The sequence below is a fragment of the Colwellia sp. BRX8-5 genome (genome assembly GCF_014077325.1).
Taxonomy (GTDB): domain Bacteria; phylum Pseudomonadota; class Gammaproteobacteria; order Enterobacterales; family Alteromonadaceae; genus Colwellia_A.
On the sequence record NZ_JACGVR010000020.1, the window covers coordinates 19116 to 39244 of the forward strand.

General features: G+C 38.4%; 17 protein-coding genes. 1 reads left to right on the forward strand and 16 read right to left on the reverse strand.

Features of this window, described 5'->3' with window-relative positions; genetic code table 11:
* The first annotated feature begins 604 nt into the window (after positions 1 to 604).
* Entirely contained in the window at positions 605 to 3625 is a 3021-nt protein-coding gene (locus H4J62_RS13345) for a TonB-dependent receptor (RefSeq protein WP_182217841.1), read from the forward strand.
* Positions 3626 to 4012: 387 nt separating this feature from the next.
* Here the strand turns inward: H4J62_RS13345 and glmS are convergent, their stop codons facing one another.
* The 16 genes from glmS to mnmG form a co-directional block, all read right to left on the reverse strand.
* Entirely contained in the window at positions 4013 to 5845 is a 1833-nt protein-coding gene (gene glmS / locus H4J62_RS13350; protein ID WP_182217843.1) for a glutamine--fructose-6-phosphate transaminase (isomerizing), read from the reverse strand.
* Between the two features lie 11 nt (positions 5846 to 5856).
* Complete coding sequence (locus tag H4J62_RS13355) at positions 5857 to 6618, reverse strand: DeoR/GlpR family DNA-binding transcription regulator (protein WP_182217845.1); 762 nt, start codon at positions 6616 to 6618, stop codon at positions 5857 to 5859.
* A 192-nt stretch (positions 6619 to 6810) separates the two neighbouring features.
* Positions 6811 to 8184, reverse strand: a complete 1374-nt coding sequence (gene glmU / locus H4J62_RS13360; RefSeq protein ID WP_182217846.1) for a bifunctional UDP-N-acetylglucosamine diphosphorylase/glucosamine-1-phosphate N-acetyltransferase GlmU — start codon at positions 8182 to 8184, stop codon at positions 6811 to 6813.
* 266 nt (positions 8185 to 8450) lie between these two features.
* Positions 8451 to 8873 (reverse strand): F0F1 ATP synthase subunit epsilon, encoded by a 423-nt coding sequence (locus tag H4J62_RS13365; protein ID WP_070375313.1) that lies wholly within the window; start codon positions 8871 to 8873, stop codon positions 8451 to 8453.
* 74 nt (positions 8874 to 8947) lie between these two features.
* On the reverse strand, positions 8948 to 10333 hold the full coding sequence (atpD, locus tag H4J62_RS13370) for a F0F1 ATP synthase subunit beta (RefSeq protein ID WP_182217848.1): 1386 nt from the start codon (positions 10331 to 10333) through the stop codon (positions 8948 to 8950).
* A gap of 58 nt (positions 10334 to 10391) precedes the next feature.
* Entirely contained in the window at positions 10392 to 11252 is an 861-nt protein-coding gene (atpG, locus tag H4J62_RS13375; RefSeq protein ID WP_070375311.1) for a F0F1 ATP synthase subunit gamma, read from the reverse strand.
* A 27-nt stretch (positions 11253 to 11279) separates the two neighbouring features.
* Positions 11280 to 12821 (reverse strand): F0F1 ATP synthase subunit alpha, encoded by a 1542-nt coding sequence (gene atpA, locus H4J62_RS13380; RefSeq protein WP_070375310.1) that lies wholly within the window; start codon positions 12819 to 12821, stop codon positions 11280 to 11282.
* Positions 12822 to 12837: 16 nt separating this feature from the next.
* Positions 12838 to 13371 carry a F0F1 ATP synthase subunit delta gene (atpH, locus tag H4J62_RS13385; RefSeq protein WP_070375309.1) on the reverse strand — a complete coding sequence of 178 codons (534 nt, stop codon included), beginning with the start codon at positions 13369 to 13371 and terminating at the stop codon, positions 12838 to 12840.
* A 14-nt stretch (positions 13372 to 13385) separates the two neighbouring features.
* On the reverse strand, positions 13386 to 13856 hold the full coding sequence (gene atpF / locus H4J62_RS13390) for a F0F1 ATP synthase subunit B (protein ID WP_070375308.1): 471 nt from the start codon (positions 13854 to 13856) through the stop codon (positions 13386 to 13388).
* 40 nt (positions 13857 to 13896) lie between these two features.
* A complete protein-coding gene (gene atpE, locus H4J62_RS13395; protein ID WP_086745850.1) occupies positions 13897 to 14124 on the reverse strand; it encodes a F0F1 ATP synthase subunit C in 228 nt (75 codons plus the stop codon).
* Between the two features lie 84 nt (positions 14125 to 14208).
* Positions 14209 to 15063 carry a F0F1 ATP synthase subunit A gene (atpB, locus tag H4J62_RS13400; RefSeq protein ID WP_182175911.1) on the reverse strand — a complete coding sequence of 285 codons (855 nt, stop codon included), beginning with the start codon at positions 15061 to 15063 and terminating at the stop codon, positions 14209 to 14211.
* A 47-nt stretch (positions 15064 to 15110) separates the two neighbouring features.
* Complete coding sequence (locus H4J62_RS13405; RefSeq protein ID WP_182217504.1) at positions 15111 to 15506, reverse strand: ATP synthase subunit I; 396 nt, start codon at positions 15504 to 15506, stop codon at positions 15111 to 15113.
* Between the two features lie 311 nt (positions 15507 to 15817).
* Positions 15818 to 16702, reverse strand: a complete 885-nt coding sequence (locus H4J62_RS13410) for a ParB/RepB/Spo0J family partition protein (protein WP_182217502.1) — start codon at positions 16700 to 16702, stop codon at positions 15818 to 15820.
* A gap of 27 nt (positions 16703 to 16729) precedes the next feature.
* The gene (locus H4J62_RS13415) at positions 16730 to 17527 is read right to left on the reverse strand and encodes a ParA family protein (RefSeq protein WP_070375304.1); all 798 of its coding nucleotides are present in this window, start codon (positions 17525 to 17527) and stop codon (positions 16730 to 16732) included.
* 21 nt (positions 17528 to 17548) lie between these two features.
* Positions 17549 to 18181, reverse strand: a complete 633-nt coding sequence (gene rsmG / locus H4J62_RS13420) for a 16S rRNA (guanine(527)-N(7))-methyltransferase RsmG (protein WP_182175909.1) — start codon at positions 18179 to 18181, stop codon at positions 17549 to 17551.
* 27 nt (positions 18182 to 18208) lie between these two features.
* On the reverse strand, positions 18209 to 20098 hold the full coding sequence (gene mnmG, locus H4J62_RS13425; RefSeq protein ID WP_182217500.1) for a tRNA uridine-5-carboxymethylaminomethyl(34) synthesis enzyme MnmG: 1890 nt from the start codon (positions 20096 to 20098) through the stop codon (positions 18209 to 18211).
* Positions 20099 to 20129 lie beyond the last annotated feature (31 nt).

Sequence of the window (20129 nt, forward strand, 5' to 3'; positions counted from 1 at the left end):
TATATACTTATCATTATATGATAATTTATTATATTTTTAGCTCATACAAAGCGCTGAAGTTTTACAATAACGTTTATATTGTTACTAATAAACATCACTTTAATGGCTATTATCTAATAGATTAGTGTTGAATCAATTGTGCGCCGCCACCCGGTCAACCAATAAAAAATATATGGTTGATCAGCAAAAATTCAACCATAACCTATCTAGACCATTACAATATATAAACTACACTCCTTTATATTTTATTAGAATATAAAAGATACATATAAAAATAAAAACATTCGTTATTACTAATGCACAATAATCGACCAAAAACTGTTTATTCAATAACTTACAAGACAAAACAACAATAAACAAACAACCCGGTAACCAACGAAGCGAATATTGGTATACCAATTTACACATTTTTACACTTGTTTTGTATAACCAAAAGATTGACCTTTCCAATTTTTATTGTAACTATCTGTAGTAATTCCTTATCAGTACTAAGTAATTTACTTGTAAGGTGTTGGGGGTTTAGGGGACGACTTTTATAAATTAAAGATGTGGCTTTTGAGATGTTTACAAATCAAATTTCAAAAAAACTACACAGGGGAAATATATGAGACAAAAATTATCAAAATTAACATTAGCGATTCTTTCAGCTACCTCGCTGAATTTTGCAGCATCGGTAAGTGCACAAGAAGCTGAAATAGAACCACAAGTAAACAATGAAACTGAAATTGAAGTAATTCAGGTTACGGGTATGCGAAGCTCTCTAACGACTGCCCTTGCAGAAAAACGTGAAACAGCTAACCTGGTCGAAGTCATTATGGCTACAGATATTGGTAAGCTACCTGACCAAAACCTTGCAGAGGTTCTTGAAAACGTAACAGGCGTTCAAATCACAAGAACAGCTGGTATAGGTACTGGTGTTCAAATTCGTGGTAGTAACGCTAACCGTGTTGAAATTAATGGTGCTTCGACAGTCGGCTCAGGGTCTGGACGAAGTGGAATGAATTTTGAAGATCTTTCAGCGGCCATTATCGCGGGTGTTGAAATAACAAAATCACCAGAAGCTAAAACGACCGAAGGCTCTATTGGTGGCACGGTAAATTTACGTACTATTCGTCCTCTTGAGTTGACTGAGACATTAGGATCACTTCGCTTACAAGGTGAAGACAGTAGTTTAACCACTGATGGTGTTCAGCCAAGATTCTCAGGAGCATACGGAGATAACTGGGAACTTGACTCAGGTAAATTTGGATTTGTTATAAGTGGTAGCTACGCTAAACAAGAAGCTACGTCATTTCGTCCACGCGTTGACCGTGATGGTAGCCTTGTTGAAAATGTTAACGCTGACGTCTATAGAAGTGGCACATTAGAAGATCAAGCAACTAAAAGACCTGCAGCTCAAGATTTCGATTTTCTCGGCATTCAATTCCTTAATCAGGAATTAGAAAATTTTGAATATGAAACAACCAATATTGCCACTACTCTTGAGTTTGCCCCTAACGACAACACGAAATTTTTCTTTGATGCTATTATTACCAGCCAAGAGCGTCGTCAAGAAAGTACACGAGTACAAGGTTCAGGTGTTAGTAGTGTACTTAACTACACTTTACCTTCTCAGTTTGAAACAATAAACTTTGGCTCTCTTGATGGTGTAAATCTAGGCAGTATTCAAGCGGCTACCAGAGGCACAATTCAACCAATCAATTCAGTTGATGACGACGATCCAAACTTACGCTTTAACAGTGATACTGGTGCTCGTGTCACAGACACCGAAGTTTTTAGATTTGGTGGTGAATGGCAAGGTAATAACTTATTTGTAAGTGCTGAGTTGTCTACAGCAAATTCTGATACCGTTACCCCTTCATTAAACACTCAATTAAACTTTATTAACCCTAACCCACTGACGCCTCTTGATGGTTCGAGTAACGATAACAGTGTGCCATTTATTTATGATTTAACTGGTGACTCATTGGCATTTGGTATTGATTTTGCTTCTCCATTCGCACCAACTGTTGATGATTTACTTAATCCAAATAACGTTGTGCTAGATCAGGTAGACATAAGTAGAAGCTCTACAGATAATTCTGAAAATGCATTCCGCACTGATTTCACTTATTTTATCGATGAAAGTATGATCACTTCTGTTGATTTCGGTTATCGCTACAATGAAACAAAACATAGTGCAGTATCAATATCTGATCGTATTGGTGGCTTCAGCAAAATGGTTGATAGTCCAAACGGCGCTTTGTTTTCAGAACTTCTTGTTGCTGGTCCTAGCCACTTTGGTGATGCCGATGGTAGAGAACTAGCCCTTAGAAATTTTCTTATTGTTAATCCAGACTTAGCATTCAATGATCCAGACGGTGTGTTAGCGACCTTAGAAGCGGCTATTGTTGCTCATGGCGGTAAACAAGACTTTTCAAACCTGACACCTTCAGATACCGCAGCTTTTAAAATAAAAGAAGAAACGCATGCGCTATACGCACAAGCAAACTTTGAATATAAAATGTTCCGTGGTAATTTTGGTGTTCGTCATATATCAACAGATATTGCATCAACAGGTAATACAGTAGTCAATGGTGTTGCAACGCCAGCAACAAACAAAGGTGATTATAGTTATACATTACCTCGTTTGAATTTAGTTGCCGATGTAACTGACGATGTGGTTTTACGTTTAGGTTGGGGTAAAGACATTCTTCGTCCTAACTTTGGCGATTTAAATACCTCGGTATCATTTGGTACAAACGAAAATCAATCTGTCGAAATTGGTAATGCTGGTTTGGAACCTGAAGAAGTCACTTCGTTTGATCTTTCTGCTGAATGGTATTTTGCTGAGGCAGCAGTAGTTAGTATCGGCTATTTCAAAAAAGAACGTACTAACTTATTTGTTACTCAATTAGAAAGTGCAGCAATTGACGCAAACGGTTGGCGTGAACCTGGACCTACATGTGCAGGAGGCGGTATCTATAACCCTGCCGTTCAGCCTAATGCAATCGGAGATCCAAATACCACAGGTTTGTGTGTTGATGTTGAAACACTCTTTAATGATACTGCAACAACGACTCAATCAGGTATAGAAATGGCTGTCCAGTATGACCTTTCCAGCTTCGAAGAAGACTTAGGTTGGGCATCAGGTTTCGGCATTGTCGCCAACTACACCATACAAGAGTATAAAGGCGGTTCAGCTTTTTACACTTCAGCGTCACGCGGAACAGATATCCTTAATGCAATACAAGGTGTTTATGACGATGCAAACTTTGTCACGTATTCATCAGAACGAGGTTTACTTGATTTTTCAGAAAACGCTTACAATGTAGCTGTTTACTATGAAAAATTTGGTCTTTCAGCAAGATTACGTTATACGTGGCGTGATGCGTTTCGCACTGAAGATACTGCAGCGGGCGCTAGCCTTAACTCTACATTAGGCTTCCCTGTTGTAACCCATGACAGAGGACAACTTAATGCTAGTGTAAGTTATGACGTCGATGAAAATTTAAACCTTGGTGTTGAAGCTGTCAACTTAACAGAGTCAGACATTACACAGTCATGTGTTAATGAAGGGGCTATGTTATGTGCTCAAGGTATAACAGACCGTCGTATTACCTTTGGTATTAGCTACAAGTTCTAAGAAATAAAAAGCGCTTATTCCGTCCTATAGTCATATTTATTTGGATGTCAGCGCTGTAGGTAAAGCATCAATTAAGTCATTAATGAGAAAAATCTCGTTAATGACTTTTTTTTAAATAAAAATAGTGCTGTGATAACAACCAAGGTTATTGTAGAAAATAAAAAGTGCTTTTTCTAAAATTATAAAAGTGTAATGGGGGCTAAGCGGACTGTTTATTAAGACAAATTAGTGTCTACATTAGATGAAAGACCCTAACAATGAATCTATGACCAATAAAAAAGCGACCACTCAAAAGAGTAAGTCGCTTTATAATTAAGATCTCATATCTATTAACTAGATCTCAAACCTATTTATCGATAACAACAGTTTTCTTTAATATAAGACCTATTACTCAACGGTAACTGATTTTGCTAAGTTACGAGGTTGATCAACATCTGTGCCTTTAATTATTGCGACATAATATGAAAGCAATTGCAGTGGTAACGTATAAACAATGGGTGCGATTAAATCGTCACATACCGGCACATTAATAACTTTCATCGTATCATCACTGGCAAAATTTGCTTCACTGTCAGCGAACACATACATTAAGCCACCGCGCGCGCGGACTTCTTCAACATTTGATTTAAGCTTTTCAATTAAATCATTTTTAGGCGCAACAACGATTACAGGCATATCAGCATCAATTAACGCTAATGGTCCATGTTTTAATTCACCAGCGGCGTATGCTTCAGCATGGATATAAGAGATTTCTTTTAACTTTAAAGCCCCTTCCATAGCGATAGGATATTGGTCGCCACGACCTAAAAACAAAGCGTTGTGTTTGTCAGCAAAGTCTTCTGCTAAATCTTCGATAGAACTTGCTAATGCTAAGACTTCTTCTAGTTTACTGGGTAAAGCCATTAATGAACTGGCGATTTCATTTTGAACCGCTTCACTCATACCGTGATGTTTACCTATAGCCCAAGTCATCATTAACAAGCCGACTAACTGTGTGGTAAATGCTTTGGTAGAAGCAACGCCAATTTCTGCGCCCGCTTTGGTCATGAAAGCGAGATCAGATTCACGTACTAAAGATGAACCGGCTACGTTACAAATAACTAAGCTGGCTTTATAGCCAAGCTCTTTTGCTAAGCGAAGTGCCGCTAAAGTATCAGCTGTTTCACCCGACTGAGAGATAGTTACAATTAAGGCATTTTTAGGAACATGAGACTTTCGGTATCTAAACTCACTAGCAATCTCTATATTACAAGAAACACCCGCTAGCGACTCTAACCAATACCGAGCAACCATACCTGAATGGTAGCTAGTACCACAGGCAATAATCTGTACGTGTTCGATACCCTTAAATATTTCATCAGCGCCTTCACCAAAAGTATTCATATCGAGCACATTACCAGACAAGCGCCCCTCTAAAGTATTGCGGATAGCCGTAGGTTGTTCATAAGTTTCTTTTAGCATGTAGTGACGGTATTCACCTTTATCACCACTGTCTTGACTGATATCTTGTTCTTTTGCTTCACGCTTTACGGGTACGCCGTTAGTATCAAATACGTTAACTTCAAAACGAGTGACTTCAGCAACGTCACCTTCTTCAAGAAAAGCAAACTTTCGCGTGACCGGTAATAGCGCCATCATATCAGAGGCTATAAAATTTTCACCTACGCCATAACCTATCACTAAAGGGCTGCCAGAGCGTGCAACAACTACACGACTCTTATCGGTAGTATCAAGTACAACTGTGCCATAGGCGCCATCAAGCTGCTTAACTGTTTTTTGTACTGCTTCAAGTAAGGTCGCTGATGTTTTCAATTCAAGATGAACTAAATGAGCAATAACTTCAGTATCTGTTTCTGAAACAAATTCGTAGCCCATGCCCTGCAAACGTATTCTTAAACTTTGGTGATTTTCGATGATACCATTATGAACAACAGCGATATTTTCACTAGATACATGTGGGTGAGCATTCACTTCACTTGGCGCACCATGAGTAGCCCAGCGCGTATGAGCAATACCTGTTCCACCTGATAAAGGGGTTGTTATTAAAGCGTCTGCTAACTCTTGTACTTTGCCTAAGCGGCGTACTCTGTTTAATTGGTTGTTATTATCGATAATAGCAACACCGGCTGAGTCATATCCACGGTATTCTAGGCGTTTTAACCCTTCAACTAATATATCTGCTACATCACGTTGTGCTACAGCACCTACGATCCCACACATAGTTTTTCCTTTTATTTTGCAATGAGTAATTTAACGTCTTGTTCTAAGAGTTTGGCTTTGAGTTCATCAGACAGATCTGCATCAGTGATCAGTATGTCTATATTTTGCCAAGGAATTTCAACGTTAGGTATTTTACGATTAATTTTTTCAGATTCAACAAGTACAATAACTTCACGAGAGACGTCGGCCATCACGCGGCTAAGCCCTAAAAGCTCATTAAAAGTAGTCGTGCCACGCTCTATATCGATACCATCGGCACCAATAAAAAGTTGGTCAAAATCATAAGATCTCAAGACACTTTCCGCTACTTGACCTTGAAAAGACTCAGAATGTGTATCCCAAGTGCCCCCGGTCATCAATAATGTCGGTTCATTTTCAAGCGCATGTAAGTCAGAAGCTATAGCTAAAGAGTTGGTCATTACGATTAAACCTTGTTTGCTATTAAGCTCTTTCACTAAGGCCGAAGTCGTACTACCGCTGTCGATAATGATGCGGTTATGATCACGAATAAGTGTTGCCGCTTTACTGGCAATTGAAACCTTTCGTTTCGAAACTTTATCAGACTTATGCTCGATAATATCTCTAGGTAAAGGCACAGCTCCACCGTAGCGTCTGAGCAATAATCCGCTATTTTCTAGCGCAGCTAAATCTTTTCTGATGGTTACTTCTGAAGTAACGAATTTTTTTGCAAGACTATCGACACTTACTTCTCCGTGCTCATTAAGCTCAGAGATAATACTGTGGCGACGCTGCTGGGTGTTTCTTTTTGACATGCGATTAAGTTTATCTTTTGTTTCGTCACTTATCTTACAGAATAAGTTTCGTTTAGTAACTTAAGCTATTAGAACAAAAGTATGCTTTTATGGCAATAAATATTTATTTCACTGATATTAATCCTAATTAATATCAGTGAACATAAAAAAGAGGCACATATTGCGCCCCTTTCATTTTAAATATCAATTAACCTAGCTTTTTTTGGTCGGTCTTTGCCAGCCGGCTATATTTCTTTGTTTACCTCTAGCAACAGCTAATTCACTGGCTGCTACATCTTTGGCAATAACAGAGCCTGCACCTATGGTGGCATTAGCACCGATAGTAACCGGGGCCACTAACGAACTATTTGAACCGACGAAAGCACCGTCATCTATAATAGTTTTAAACTTATTAACGCCATCATAGTTACAAGTGATGGTTCCAGCGCCAATATTTACATTCTGACCAATAATCGTATCGCCCAGATACGTTAAGTGTCCCGCTTTACTACCAGCTCCTAAAGTTGTTTTTTTCATTTCAACAAAATTACCAACATGAGAGTCTTTATTCATTACAGAGCCGGGGCGTAGTCGAGCAAATGGGCCGACAGAACAGTCTTTACCAACAACGGCGTCTTCGATAATACTATTTGCTTTAACTATGCTATTTTCGCCGATTGTACAATTTTTTAAAATACAATTGGCTCCTATTTGCACACCACTCGCTAAGGAAACATCACCTTCGAAAATACAATTGATGTCGATATGCACTTCTTCTCCAATGACTACGTTTCCACGAATATCGATGCGGTTAGGATCACGTAGGCTTGCCCCTGCTATCATTAACGCTTCGGCTTCACGTAGTTGGAAAGCTCGTTCTAATGAAGCAAGTTGCACTCGATTATTGGCACCTTCAACTTCAATCTCGGTATCGGGATGCGCAGTAGCAATAGTTTTACCTTCATGATGACATGCGGCAATAATATCAGTTAAGTAATATTCACCTTGGGCATTGTCACTTGACAAATTTGCTAACCAACGTTTTAAATCTCCACCATTTGCTAATAAAATGCCGGTATTAGCTTCAGTAATTAATAACTGTTCGGCCGAAGCATCTTTTTGCTCTATGATGCCAACCACTGCATTATCTTTACGCATTATACGACCGTAGCCAGTAGGATCAGCTAAATTTACCGTTAGTAATCCCATACCATGGTCTGGTTTAACCGCTAATAATTTTTCTAATGTACTAACTTTGGTCAGTGGTACATCACCATAAAGCACTAAAACATTTTCATTATCTTTAATGAAAGGTGATGCCATATCTACGGCATGTCCGGTACCTAGTTGTTCTTTTTGTTCAATAAAGGTTAAATCATCATTTGCACTACTCTTCGCTATTGTCGCTTTTAATACTTCACCACCAAAGCCATAGACAATATAGATATTATCGGCGTTTAATTGGCGTGCAGCATTAATGACATGGCTAACCATAGGTTTGTCAGCAATTGCGTGAAGTACTTTAGGGAGTGATGAACGCATGCGAGTACCTTTACCCGCGGCAAGAATGACAACTGAAAGAGACATAGTATATCCGTTATTTATGTTTTTGATGGTAATAACAAATATTGTAACCTTGTTTTAACAGATAAACTATAGCCATGTAGCGCTATAAGTATCTGATATATTTTTACATCATCAAGATTAATCGCTTAACAAAGTTCAGTAAATTTAACCGAGTGACTTTGTGGTAAGACTTAATTAGCCAGTATATTAAAGACAAAAAAAAGCGATATATACCTTAAGTAAATATCGCTTTTCTGTCACTAAAACTTAGTGTTTTGTCTGTAAAGTTAGACTTTTTTATTAGACGCTTGTATTACGCGTAATTGCGCAGTTACTCGCGCTAATTCAGCCGCAACTTCAGCAAAACCAACATCTCCGCCATGGGCGTTCATGTGTTTTTCTGCACGTTGCTTAGCTTCTAATACTTCTTTTTCATCCAAATCGTCTGCACGTATCGCTATATCAGCTAATACGGTTACGTTATTTGGTTGAACTTCTAACATGCCGCCAGAAAGATATATAACATCTACTGAGCCACCATATTTAACAATACGAGCCATACCAGGTTTTAGCGAGGTCAATAAAGGTGCGTGACCAGGCATAATACCTAGTTCACCTTCTGAACCTGTGATCTGTAATGATTCAATACGTCCAGAGAATAGATTCTCTTCTGCACTTACTACATTTAGATTTACCGTCATTGCTGACATTTTGACCTCCTAAAGTAGGCGGTTAGATAGTCAATAAGTCGATGACTTACGTTAACCTAACACGCCCAAGCAAATTACATGTTTTTAGCTTTTTCAACTGCTTCTTCGATAGAACCAACCATATAAAAAGCTTGCTCAGGTAAATCATCGTATTCACCTGCAAGTAGGCCTTTAAAACCACTGATAGTGTTTTTAAGTGACACATACTTACCAGGAGAACCGGTGAATACTTCAGCAACAAAGAACGGTTGAGATAAAAAGCGTTGAATCTTACGTGCACGATTCACAGCTAATTTGTCTTCTTCAGATAATTCATCCATACCTAAGATGGCGATAATATCTTTAAGTTCTTTGTAACGTTGTAATGTTGATTGAACACCACGGGCAGTTTCATAATGCTCAGCGCCAACAACTAATGGATCAAGTTGACGAGAAGTAGAATCTAGTGGGTCAATTGCAGGGTAAATACCTTGCGAAGCGATATCACGACTCAATACAACCGTTGCATCTAAGTGAGCAAAAGTAGTAGCTGGAGAGGGATCAGTCAAATCATCTGCTGGTACGTATACCGCTTGGATTGAAGTGATTGAACCTTTCTTAGTTGAAGTAATACGCTCTTGAAGTACACCCATTTCTTCAGCAAGTGTTGGTTGATAACCAACCGCTGATGGCATACGACCAAGAAGTGCAGATACTTCAGTACCGGCTAATGTATAACGGTAAATGTTATCAACAAAGAATAATACGTCACGACCTTCGTCACGGAATTTCTCTGCCATTGTTAAACCTGTAAAGGCAACACGTAAACGGTTTCCTGGAGGCTCGTTCATTTGACCGTAAACAAGTGATACTTTATCAAGTACATTTGAATCGTTCATTTCATGATAGAAATCGTTACCTTCACGAGTACGCTCACCTACACCAGCAAATACTGAGTAGCCGCTATGCTCAATCGCGATGTTACGAATAAGTTCCATCATGTTAACGGTTTTACCAACACCAGCACCACCGAACAAACCAACTTTACCACCCTTAGCGAATGGACAAACTAAATCGATTACTTTGATACCAGTTTCAAGTAGCTCATTTGACATCGCTTGGTCAGCATATGCTGGCGCTTGGCGGTGAATTGACCACTTTTCTTCTTCGCCGATTGGGCCAGCTTCATCGATAGGCTCACCCAATACGTTCATGATGCGACCCAAAGTTGCAGTACCTACTGGAACTTGGATATTATCACCTGTGTTTTCTACATTCAGACCACGACGTAAACCGTCAGATGAACCCATGGCGATAGTACGAACTACGCCACCACCAAGTTGCTGTTGTACTTCAAGTACTAAGCCACTAAGGTTACCTTCAGTTATTTTTAACGCGTCATATACCTGAGGTACAGCATTTTGTGGAAATTCTACATCCACAACTGCGCCAATGATTTGGACGACTTTACCTGTACTCATGTTTAATCCTCTAATCTTGTGCTCTTATTTACTAATAAAATAAACAAAGAACTTTTGTTTATACCGCTGCTGCACCAGCACAGATTTCACCCAATTCTTGAGTAATACTTGCTTGACGCGCTTTGTTATATACCAATTGTAAATCATCAATTAAGTCACCCGCATTATCTGTTGCAGCTTTCATTGCAACCATACGAGCAGCTTGTTCACAGGCGAGATTTTCAACCACACCTTGATATACTTGCGATTCCGTATAACGAACGAGCAGTTTTTCAAGTAAAACTTGAGCATCAGGTTCGTATAAATAATCCCAGCTATGCTTAAATGCGTCATCATCTGACTTAGGCAGAGGTAAAAGTTGATCGATTGTTGGTTTTTGCGTCATGGTATTAACAAATTTGTTATATACAATGAACAATCTATCTATTTCACCACTATCATAGGCATTCAACATCACCTTAACACTACCAATTAAATCAGTTAGTGAAGGATTGTCACCTAATCCAGACTTCTGCGACACTATTTTAGCACCGATATTGTTAAAAAATGACGTAGCTTTAGAACCCACTATGGCAAATTCAACATCGGCGCCCGCTGTTTGGTGTGTACCCGCATCAACAAGTACCTTTTTAAATAAATTAATATTTAAACCACCACACAAACCACGGTCTGTTGAGACAACGATATAACCTACACGCTTGACTTCACGTTCAACCATATATGGATGACGAAATTCTAAATTACCAAGTGCGACGCGACCGATCACATCTCGCATATTCTCAGCGTATGGACGAGATGCAGCCATGTTATCTTGCGCTTTGCGCATTTTACTAGCTGCAACCATTTCCATTGCGCTGGTGATCTTCTGTGTATTTTTTACACTTCCAATCTTTGATTTAATCTCTTTACCACCAGCCATGACTATTCTCCAAAAAGGTGAACTAAATTACCAAGTTTGAGTAGCTTTAAAAGCTTCAATTGCTTTCGCTAAACCAGACTCGATATCTTTGTTATAGTCGCCTTTTTCATTGATAGTAGCCATCAACTCAGCGTGATCATTGTTTACGTAAGTGCGTAATGCATCTTCAAAATCAACCACTTTAGCGATTTCAACATCGTTTAAGTAACCTTTTTCTGCAGCAAATAACGATACAGCTGTTTCAGCAATTGACAATGGACTGTATTGCTTTTGCTTCATCAGTTCAGTAACACGTTGTCCATGCTCTAATTGAGCACGAGTCGCGTCATCTAAATCTGAAGCAAATTGAGCAAATGCAGCTAATTCAGCATATTGTGCTAAGGCTAAACGTATACCACCACCTAACTTCTTGATGATTTTAGTTTGCGCAGCACCACCAACACGAGAAACAGAAATACCAGCGTTAACAGCAGGACGAATACCTGAGTTAAATAGGTTAGACTCTAAGAAAATCTGACCATCAGTAATTGATATTACGTTAGTTGGTACGAAAGCAGATACATCACCCGCTTGCGTTTCAATGATAGGTAAAGCCGTTAATGAACCCGTTTTACCTTTAACTGCACCGTTGGTAAACTTTTCTACGTATGCTTCGTTTACACGAGCAGCACGTTCAAGTAAACGACTATGAAGATAGAAAACGTCACCTGGGTAAGCTTCACGACCTGGTGGACGACGTAAAAGTAATGAAATTTGACGGTAAGCAACTGCTTGCTTAGACAAATCATCATATACGATTAATGCATCTTCACCACGATCTCGGAAGTATTCACCCATAGTACAGCCAGAATATGCTGACAAGTACTGTAGTGCGGCAGCTTCAGAAGCACCAGCAACAACAACGATAGTATTGTCTAACGCGCCGTGCTCTTCTAAAGAACGTACTAAGTTAGCAACTGTAGAAGCCTTTTGGCCTATTGCTACATATACACACTTAATACCAGTATCTTTTTGGTTAATAATGGCATCTAAAGCGATGGCAGACTTACCAATTTGACGGTCACCAATGATAAGTTCACGTTGGCCACGGCCAATTGGAATCATTGAATCAATTGATTTAATACCTGTTTGTACAGGTTGATCAACAGATTTACGTTCGATAACACCTGGTGCTAAAACTTCAACAGGAGAAAAACCATCATTTTCAATAGGTCCTTTACCGTCAATAGGTTCACCCAAAGTGTTAACCACTCGACCTAATAAACCACGACCTACTGGTACTTCTAAAATACGACCAGTACTTTTAACTTTTACGCCTTCAGCTAAGTCAGCGTATGGACCCATAACTACCGCACCGACCGAATCACGGTCAAGGTTTAACGCGATAGCAAAACGGCTACCAGGAAGTTCGATCATTTCACCTTGCATTACATCAGCAAGGCCATGTATACGAATAATACCGTCAGTTACAGAAACGATAGTACCTTCGTTGCGAGCTTCGCTGACAACGTCAAACTGTTCAATACGATTTTTGATCAGTTCGGCGATTTCAGTGGAATTCAGTTGCATGCTCTTTTCCCTTATTCTAGGATTGTAAAATTGTTGCTAAACGGCTCAATTTACCTTGTATAGAGCCATCAATTACCATGTCATCAGCTTTAATAATTAAACCTGAAATAATAGTCGCATCGACAATACAATTAAGCTTTACTTTTCGAGCCAGACGCTTTACAAGCGCGGCGCTAAGTGTTGTTTTTTGCTCTGCTGTAATTTCTACAGCTGAGGTTACATCCACAGTAACTTCTTGCTCAAATTCAGCTTTAAGTGCTAAAAATTGCGTCAAAACATGTGGTAGCACCAACAAGCGTTCGTTTTCTGCCATTATTTTCAAGAAATTTTGGCCTTGACTGTCTATTTGCTCGCCACAAACACTTAAAAAAAGTGCTTGTGCCTGCTCGACTGAAGCACCACCAGAAAGAACCCCTTTAATGGTTTCATCTTTGGCAACTTCAGCAGCAAAGGTCAGCTGTGATAACCAGCTATCAATAGCCTTTGCTTCAACAGCAAAATCGAACGCTGCTTTAGCGTAAGGACGAGCGACAGTTGTCAATTCAGACATAGCTCTATTCCCTCTTAAAGTTCAGCGACGAATTTATCTAAGATGTCACTATGTGTGGCGGCATCAATAGAACGTTCAAGAATCTTCTCGGCACCGGCGACAGCAAGAATAGCAAATTGTTTGCGCAATTCTTCTTTAACACGGTTACGTTCAGTTTCGATTTCTGTGTGACCTGTAGCTAAGATTTTTTCTTTCTCAGCTTGAGCTTTTACTGCAGCTTCTTCAACTATTTGCGTTTCACGTTTTTTCGCTGCTTCGATAATTTCGGCAGCTTGTGACTTAGCTTCTCTAAGTTGAGCAGTAGCTTTTTCTTGAGCAAGCTCAAGATCATTTGCAGCACGGTCTGAAGCAGCAAGTCCATCAGCGATCTTTTTCTGGCGAGCTTCAATAGCATCGTTCAATGGTGGCCATACATATTTCATGCAGAACCAAACAAAAACAACGAATGCTATTAATTCACCAATTAGAGTGGCGTTTAAATTCACAACCGCTCCTCCTTAATAGTAAGCTGTTCAAATAATGAAATTAAAGTACAAACAATAATACCATCGCGATACCAACACCGATCATAGCAACGGCATCGATTAAACCAGCTAAAATAAACATTTTCACTTGTAGTGAAGGAGCTAGTTCTGGTTGACGTGCACACGCTTCCAAGAATTTACCACCCATGTTACCAAAGCCAATTGCAGTACCAATAGCACCAAAACCGATTAGTAAAGCAACTGCGATAAACTTAATCGCTTCAGGCATTGTTAATATTTGTTCCATTTTTTTCTCCAAAGTTTTAATTGTAAAGTTAAAGTTAAAGTTAAAGTTAAGGTTAAAGGTTAAAAATTAATGATTATCAGAACTCGCCATACTTAAGTAAACGATTGTTAGCATCATAAAGACGAATGCTTGCAATACGATAACTAATATATGGAATACAGCCCAGACAAAGTGCAATGGAAGCTGCATCAAACCAACAGCGCCAATTAAGATGAATATTAATTCACCTGCATATAAGTTACCAAACAAACGTAGTGCTAACGAAAATGGCTTAGCAACAAGAGCAATGGTTTCAAGTAATAAATTACAAGGGATCAAAAATACCATCGCTAACTTGTTTTTGGTGTTGAACGGGTGCAAGGTTAATTCTTTAACAAAACCGCCAAGACCTTTTATTTTTATTGAATAAAAAATCATCAATAAAAACACGCCAAGTGCTAGAGCAGCTGTTAAATTAATATCTGTTGTTGGTACAACTTTCATGTAGACATCGTGACTGTCCATGCCGAAAGCAGTTTCACCGACAAAACCAGCAAATGCAGGTAAGAAATCAACTGGAATTAAGTCCATTAAGTTCATTAAAAAGACCCAAACAAATATCGTTAAGGCTAATGGTGCAATTAATGTACTTTTTCCTTGGAACGTTTTATTAACGTTGTCACCGACAAACTCGACAACCATTTCAATAAAACATTGAAATTTATCAGGAACACCTACAGTAGCTCCTTTAGCAGCTTTGCGAAAAGTCCACAAAAACAGCATACCTAGGCCAATTGACCATGCTAGTGTATCTATATGCCATGTCCAAAACCCACTGTCACTACATGCTTTATTAAATGCTAAACCAGTATCGGTTGTACACATTTTTGCATTAGTTAAATGGTGTTGGATATGGCTTGATAAGGTGACTTCTTCTGCCATTTTATTATCCCAAAAGTTAAAGTTTATAAATCTTTATCGCCAGTGAATTAACGTTCAGTTAAAAAAACTGGCAGTAGTAATGTTAAAAACACCACCACACAATATGTGCTTAAAAATATTAAGGGTGAAATCACTAAAAATTTAAATACTAGCGCGAATAATAACGCTGTATATAGCATTTTTAATTTTACGCCGGTATAAAAAGATTCCATAACCTTTCTTGAGGCATTTGCACCTGCATACTTAAATGCTTTATAAGCGAAAATAATATTAGGAACTATCACCACTACTCCACCTACAAGTAAAGAGTAAGCGTATAAGAGTCCCCAATTGAAATATGTTATTACCGCGCATATAACGACCAACATTGTCATTATACCGATTTGTCTCGACGCTAATTTTCGACCAGGCGTAGTTAATAAATTTTGATAACCTTTCGCCACTGCGGTCTCCAACGTAATGCTTCGTAGTCATAGTATTTTTTAAAGTTAATACTTTAACTTTAAAAAAGTCGTCGCAAGTATACTTAATTACAGCACTAATGCAACAAAATAGGGCGCTGATTGCCCCAATATGTACAAAATTTAACACTAAATTTAGAAAGCTTTAATCGAAAATGAAAACGTTACCTTTGAATGACATAACTAAAGATAAAATAGTTAAATAAAACTTATTTTTTATCCTGGTTAATGGGTAATAAACAATATTTTTTATTATTACCTGTTAACTACCTTAAATATAATATGCGCGCAATCTAATAAGAGTTGAAGCGAGAAATAATACTATCAAGCTCAGATAGGTCGCTGTAGGAGATAACCAATTTTCCTTTACCTTTTTTGTTATGAGCAATTGTCACCTGTGAACCAAATCTTTCTGATAAATTTTGCTCTAAACTTTTAGTATCTGGGTCTTTTTCTTTTTCTTCAATCACCTTCTCTGGTGCTTGTATTTTTTTAATTAACGCTTCTGTTTCACGAACGGTTAAGTCTTTAGCAACAACAGTTCTGGCCGCATTACTTTGTATGTCTTTTTCTAATGCTAGTAACGCGCGTGCATGTCCCATTTCGATATCACCGTGTTCTAGCAATGTCTTAACGTCTTCGTTGAGATTATTTAAACGCAGTAGATTAGAAACAGTCGTTCTAGATTTCCCCACCGCATTGGCTACTTCTTGGTGCGTTAACTCAAATTCTGTTAATAAACGCTCTAATGCAATAGCTTCTTCCATGGCATTAAGATCTTCACGCTGAATGTTTTCAATTAAGGCAATAGCGATTGCAGCTTCATCGGGTACATTTTTAATTAAACAAGGAACCTTGTCCATTTTAGCTAATTGCGCGGCTCGCCATCGACGCTCGCCAGCGATTATTTCATAATTGTTTTCACTAATATTTCGAACAACAATTGGCTGTATAATTCCTTGAGAAAGAATAGAATTTGATAAATCTTCTAAAGCCTCAGCCGACATATCTTTGCGGGGTTGGTATTTACCCTGTTGTAATTGCTCTATGGGTAAATATTGTAATTCACTGTCTTGATTAGAAGATAAATTACGTTGAGTCGCATCATCAGTTTCTTTATTTGATGTTAATAATGCATCAAGGCCACGACCTAGGCCTCTACGTTTTGCTGGACTCATAATTTTCCTTCGGGTTTATCTAAATAGTTAATCAATTGTTTTTTCAGGTTTTTGTTTTTTTTGTTCTGCTTTACGTAATATTTCACCGGCAAGTGCTAAATACGCTTTTGCACCAGTTGATGACTTATCGTAATACATTACTGGTGAGCCAAAACTGGGTGCTTCAGCTAAACGGACATTACGTGGAATTACGGTTCGGTAAACTTTATCACCAAAATGACGTTTCAATTGTTCTGAGACATCATTAGCTAATCGGTTACGGGGGTCGTACATCGTTCGCAAAATGCCTTCTATGTGTAAGTCAGCATTCACTACCGATGTTAACTGCGAAACTGTGTCCATAAGTGCTGTTAAGCCTTCTAATGCATAGTATTCACATTGCATGGGCACCAACACCGAATCAGCAGCAGTCATGGCGTTCACTGTTAGCATATTCAATGAAGGAGGGCAGTCAATTATAATATAATCGTATTGATCGCGAATAGGGGCTAAGGCATTCTTTAGACGATGTTCTCGAGAATACACTTGCATTAATTTGATTTCAGCAGCAGTAACATCAGTGTTGGCGGCAATTAAATCATATAAACCTGACGTTTCTCGACATACCACTTCTTCGAAAGACTTTTGTTCGACAAGTAATTCATAGCATGTTGCGTGTACTTCATACTTATCGATTCCACTGCCCATAGTGGCATTGCCTTGAGGGTCTAAATCAATTAATAATATTTTTCGTTTGGTTGCTGCTAGTGAGGCAGCTAAATTAACAGATGTTGTTGTTTTACCAACCCCACCTTTTTGGTTAGCAACCGCAATGATTTTTCCCACAATGACCTCGAAAGTATTTTATTATATTATTATTTTTTTTAGTTTAATAACATGGCGTTCGCCTTGTAAATTAGGCACGATTATTTCGCTACTGTCTACAAACTTTATATGTTCTGGTAATTGTTCTATTTCTTCGCGGGGAAATTGACCTTTTAGTGCATAAAATCGCCCCGTTTCATCCGCAATCAGATGTTGACACCAATTGACCATATCTTCAAGTGATGCAAATGCTCGACTTAACACTCCATCAAAGAGTTCATCAGGTTGATATTTTTCAACCCTGGATAACACTGGTGTGACATTCTTGAGCTTTAGTTGAAAAACCACTTGTCGTAAGAAAGTGATTCTTTTACCTAAACTGTCCAATAAAACAAAATTTCTTTCAGGGTATAAAATAGCTAACGGAATACCTGGTAAACCTGGTCCTGTACCTACATCAATAAATGATTGACCTTTTAACTCTTTGCCTACCATTAGGCTATCCATTATATGTTTAACCAGCATATCACTGGTATTACGGACAGATGTTAGGTTATAAGCCTTATTCCATTTATTTAACAATTCAACATATTGAATTAATAAATCTATTTGTGCTTCATCGAGTGTTAATTCGCTTTTATCAATGAGTAATGTTAGTTCAGTTTTAAGTGTCATTTTTTTTTCGCGTTTTAATAATTTTAATTAGGCAATCTTACGTAACAAACCATGCTTTTTAAGATAAACCAATAATAACGATATCGCTGCTGGTGTAATACCGGATATACGTGATGCTTTGCCAATTGTTTCAGGTCGTGAATCACTTAATTTTGCCACAACTTCATTTGATAAACCCGATATCTGGGTAAAATCAAAATCTAGTGGGATCAGCGTATTTTCGTGTCGTTTCTTTTTTGATATTTCATCAAGTTGTCTATCAATATAACCTGCATATTTAATTTGAATTTCAACTTGCTCTGCAGCTTGTTTATTAGTAATTGCCGGTCCTAAACCTTCTATTTTCATTAAATCATCGTAACGAACTTCAGGGCGTCTGATCAGATCTTCTAAACTATTTTCTCGACTGATATCGGCTTTAAGTAGCTCATTGATTTGATCTACGCCAGAGTGATCTTTTTGGATCCAGGTTGTTTTTAATCGTTGACGCTCTAGTTCAACCATCTCTATTTTTTCGTTAAAGGCTTTCCAGCGAGCTTCATCAACTAAGCCCAGTTTATAACCTTTTTCTGTTAATCTGATATCAGCGTTATCTTCGCGTAACAATAATCGGTATTCAGCACGTGAAGTAAACATACGGTAAGGTTCTTTAGTGCCTAGCGTCGCTAAGTCGTCAACCAATACGCCCATGTAAGCTTCATCGCGACCTAAAATAAGTTCTTCTTTTCCTTGTACTCGAGCTGCAGCATTCGTCGCCGCTAATAGCCCTTGAGCTCCAGCTTCTTCATAACCTGTCGTACCGTTAATTTGTCCAGCAAAATATAAATTTTCAACAAATTTACTTTCAAGGGTTTGTTTCAAATCGCGAGGATCAAAGTAATCATATTCAATAGCGTAGCCCGGTCGAGTGATATGAGCGTCTTCAAAACCTTTGATTGAACGTACTAATGCCATTTGAACATCGAAAGGCAAACTTGTTGATATACCGTTAGGATATATTTCATGGGTTGTTAACCCTTCAGGTTCAACAAATATTTGATGAGAATCTTTATCTGCAAAGCGAGTTATTTTATCTTCTATTGAAGGACAATATCTTGGTCCAACGCCTTCAATAACGCCAGTGTACATTGGCGATCTATCGAGACCATTTCTAATAATATCATGGGTATTACTGTTGGTATGGGTAATGTAACAAGGTACTTGAGCTGGATGATCATCTCTTGATCCCATAAATGAAAATACCGGTCGAGGATCATCGCCTGGTTGTTGCTCCATTTTAGTAAAATCTAAGCTGCGTGCATCTAAACGAGGTGGGGTACCTGTTTTTAAACGATCCATTCGAAATGGCATATCACGTAGATTTTTTGCTAAATTTACACTTGCAGGATCTCCTGCTCGGCCACCTTGGTAATTATTCAAACCGATATGAATTTGTCCTGCTAAAAATGTGCCAACGGTTAAAACAACGGACTTCGCTTTAAATTTCAATCCCATTTGTGTAGATACACCGACAATTCTATTATTTTCTAGAATAAGATCGTCACAAGGTTGTTGAAAAATAGTAAGATTTTCTTGATTCTCTAAATGACTTCTAACATACGAGCGATATAAAATTCGATCAGCCTGTGCTCGTGTAGCACGAACGGCAGGGCCTTTACTGGCATTTAATGTTCTAAATTGAATTGCAGCATGGTCTGTAGCCGTTGCCATTAATCCGCCTAAGGCATCAATTTCTTTAACAAGATGTCCTTTGCCAATTCCGCCAATGGCTGGATTACATGACATTTGACCTAAAGTGTCGATGTTATGCGTTAACAATAATGTTTTACAACCCATACGTGCTGCTGCAAGACATGCTTCAGTTCCGGCATGACCACCACCCACTACGATTACGTCATAAGATTCTTGGTACCACATAAATTTCAGGCCTTGATTAAACGTTAAAAAT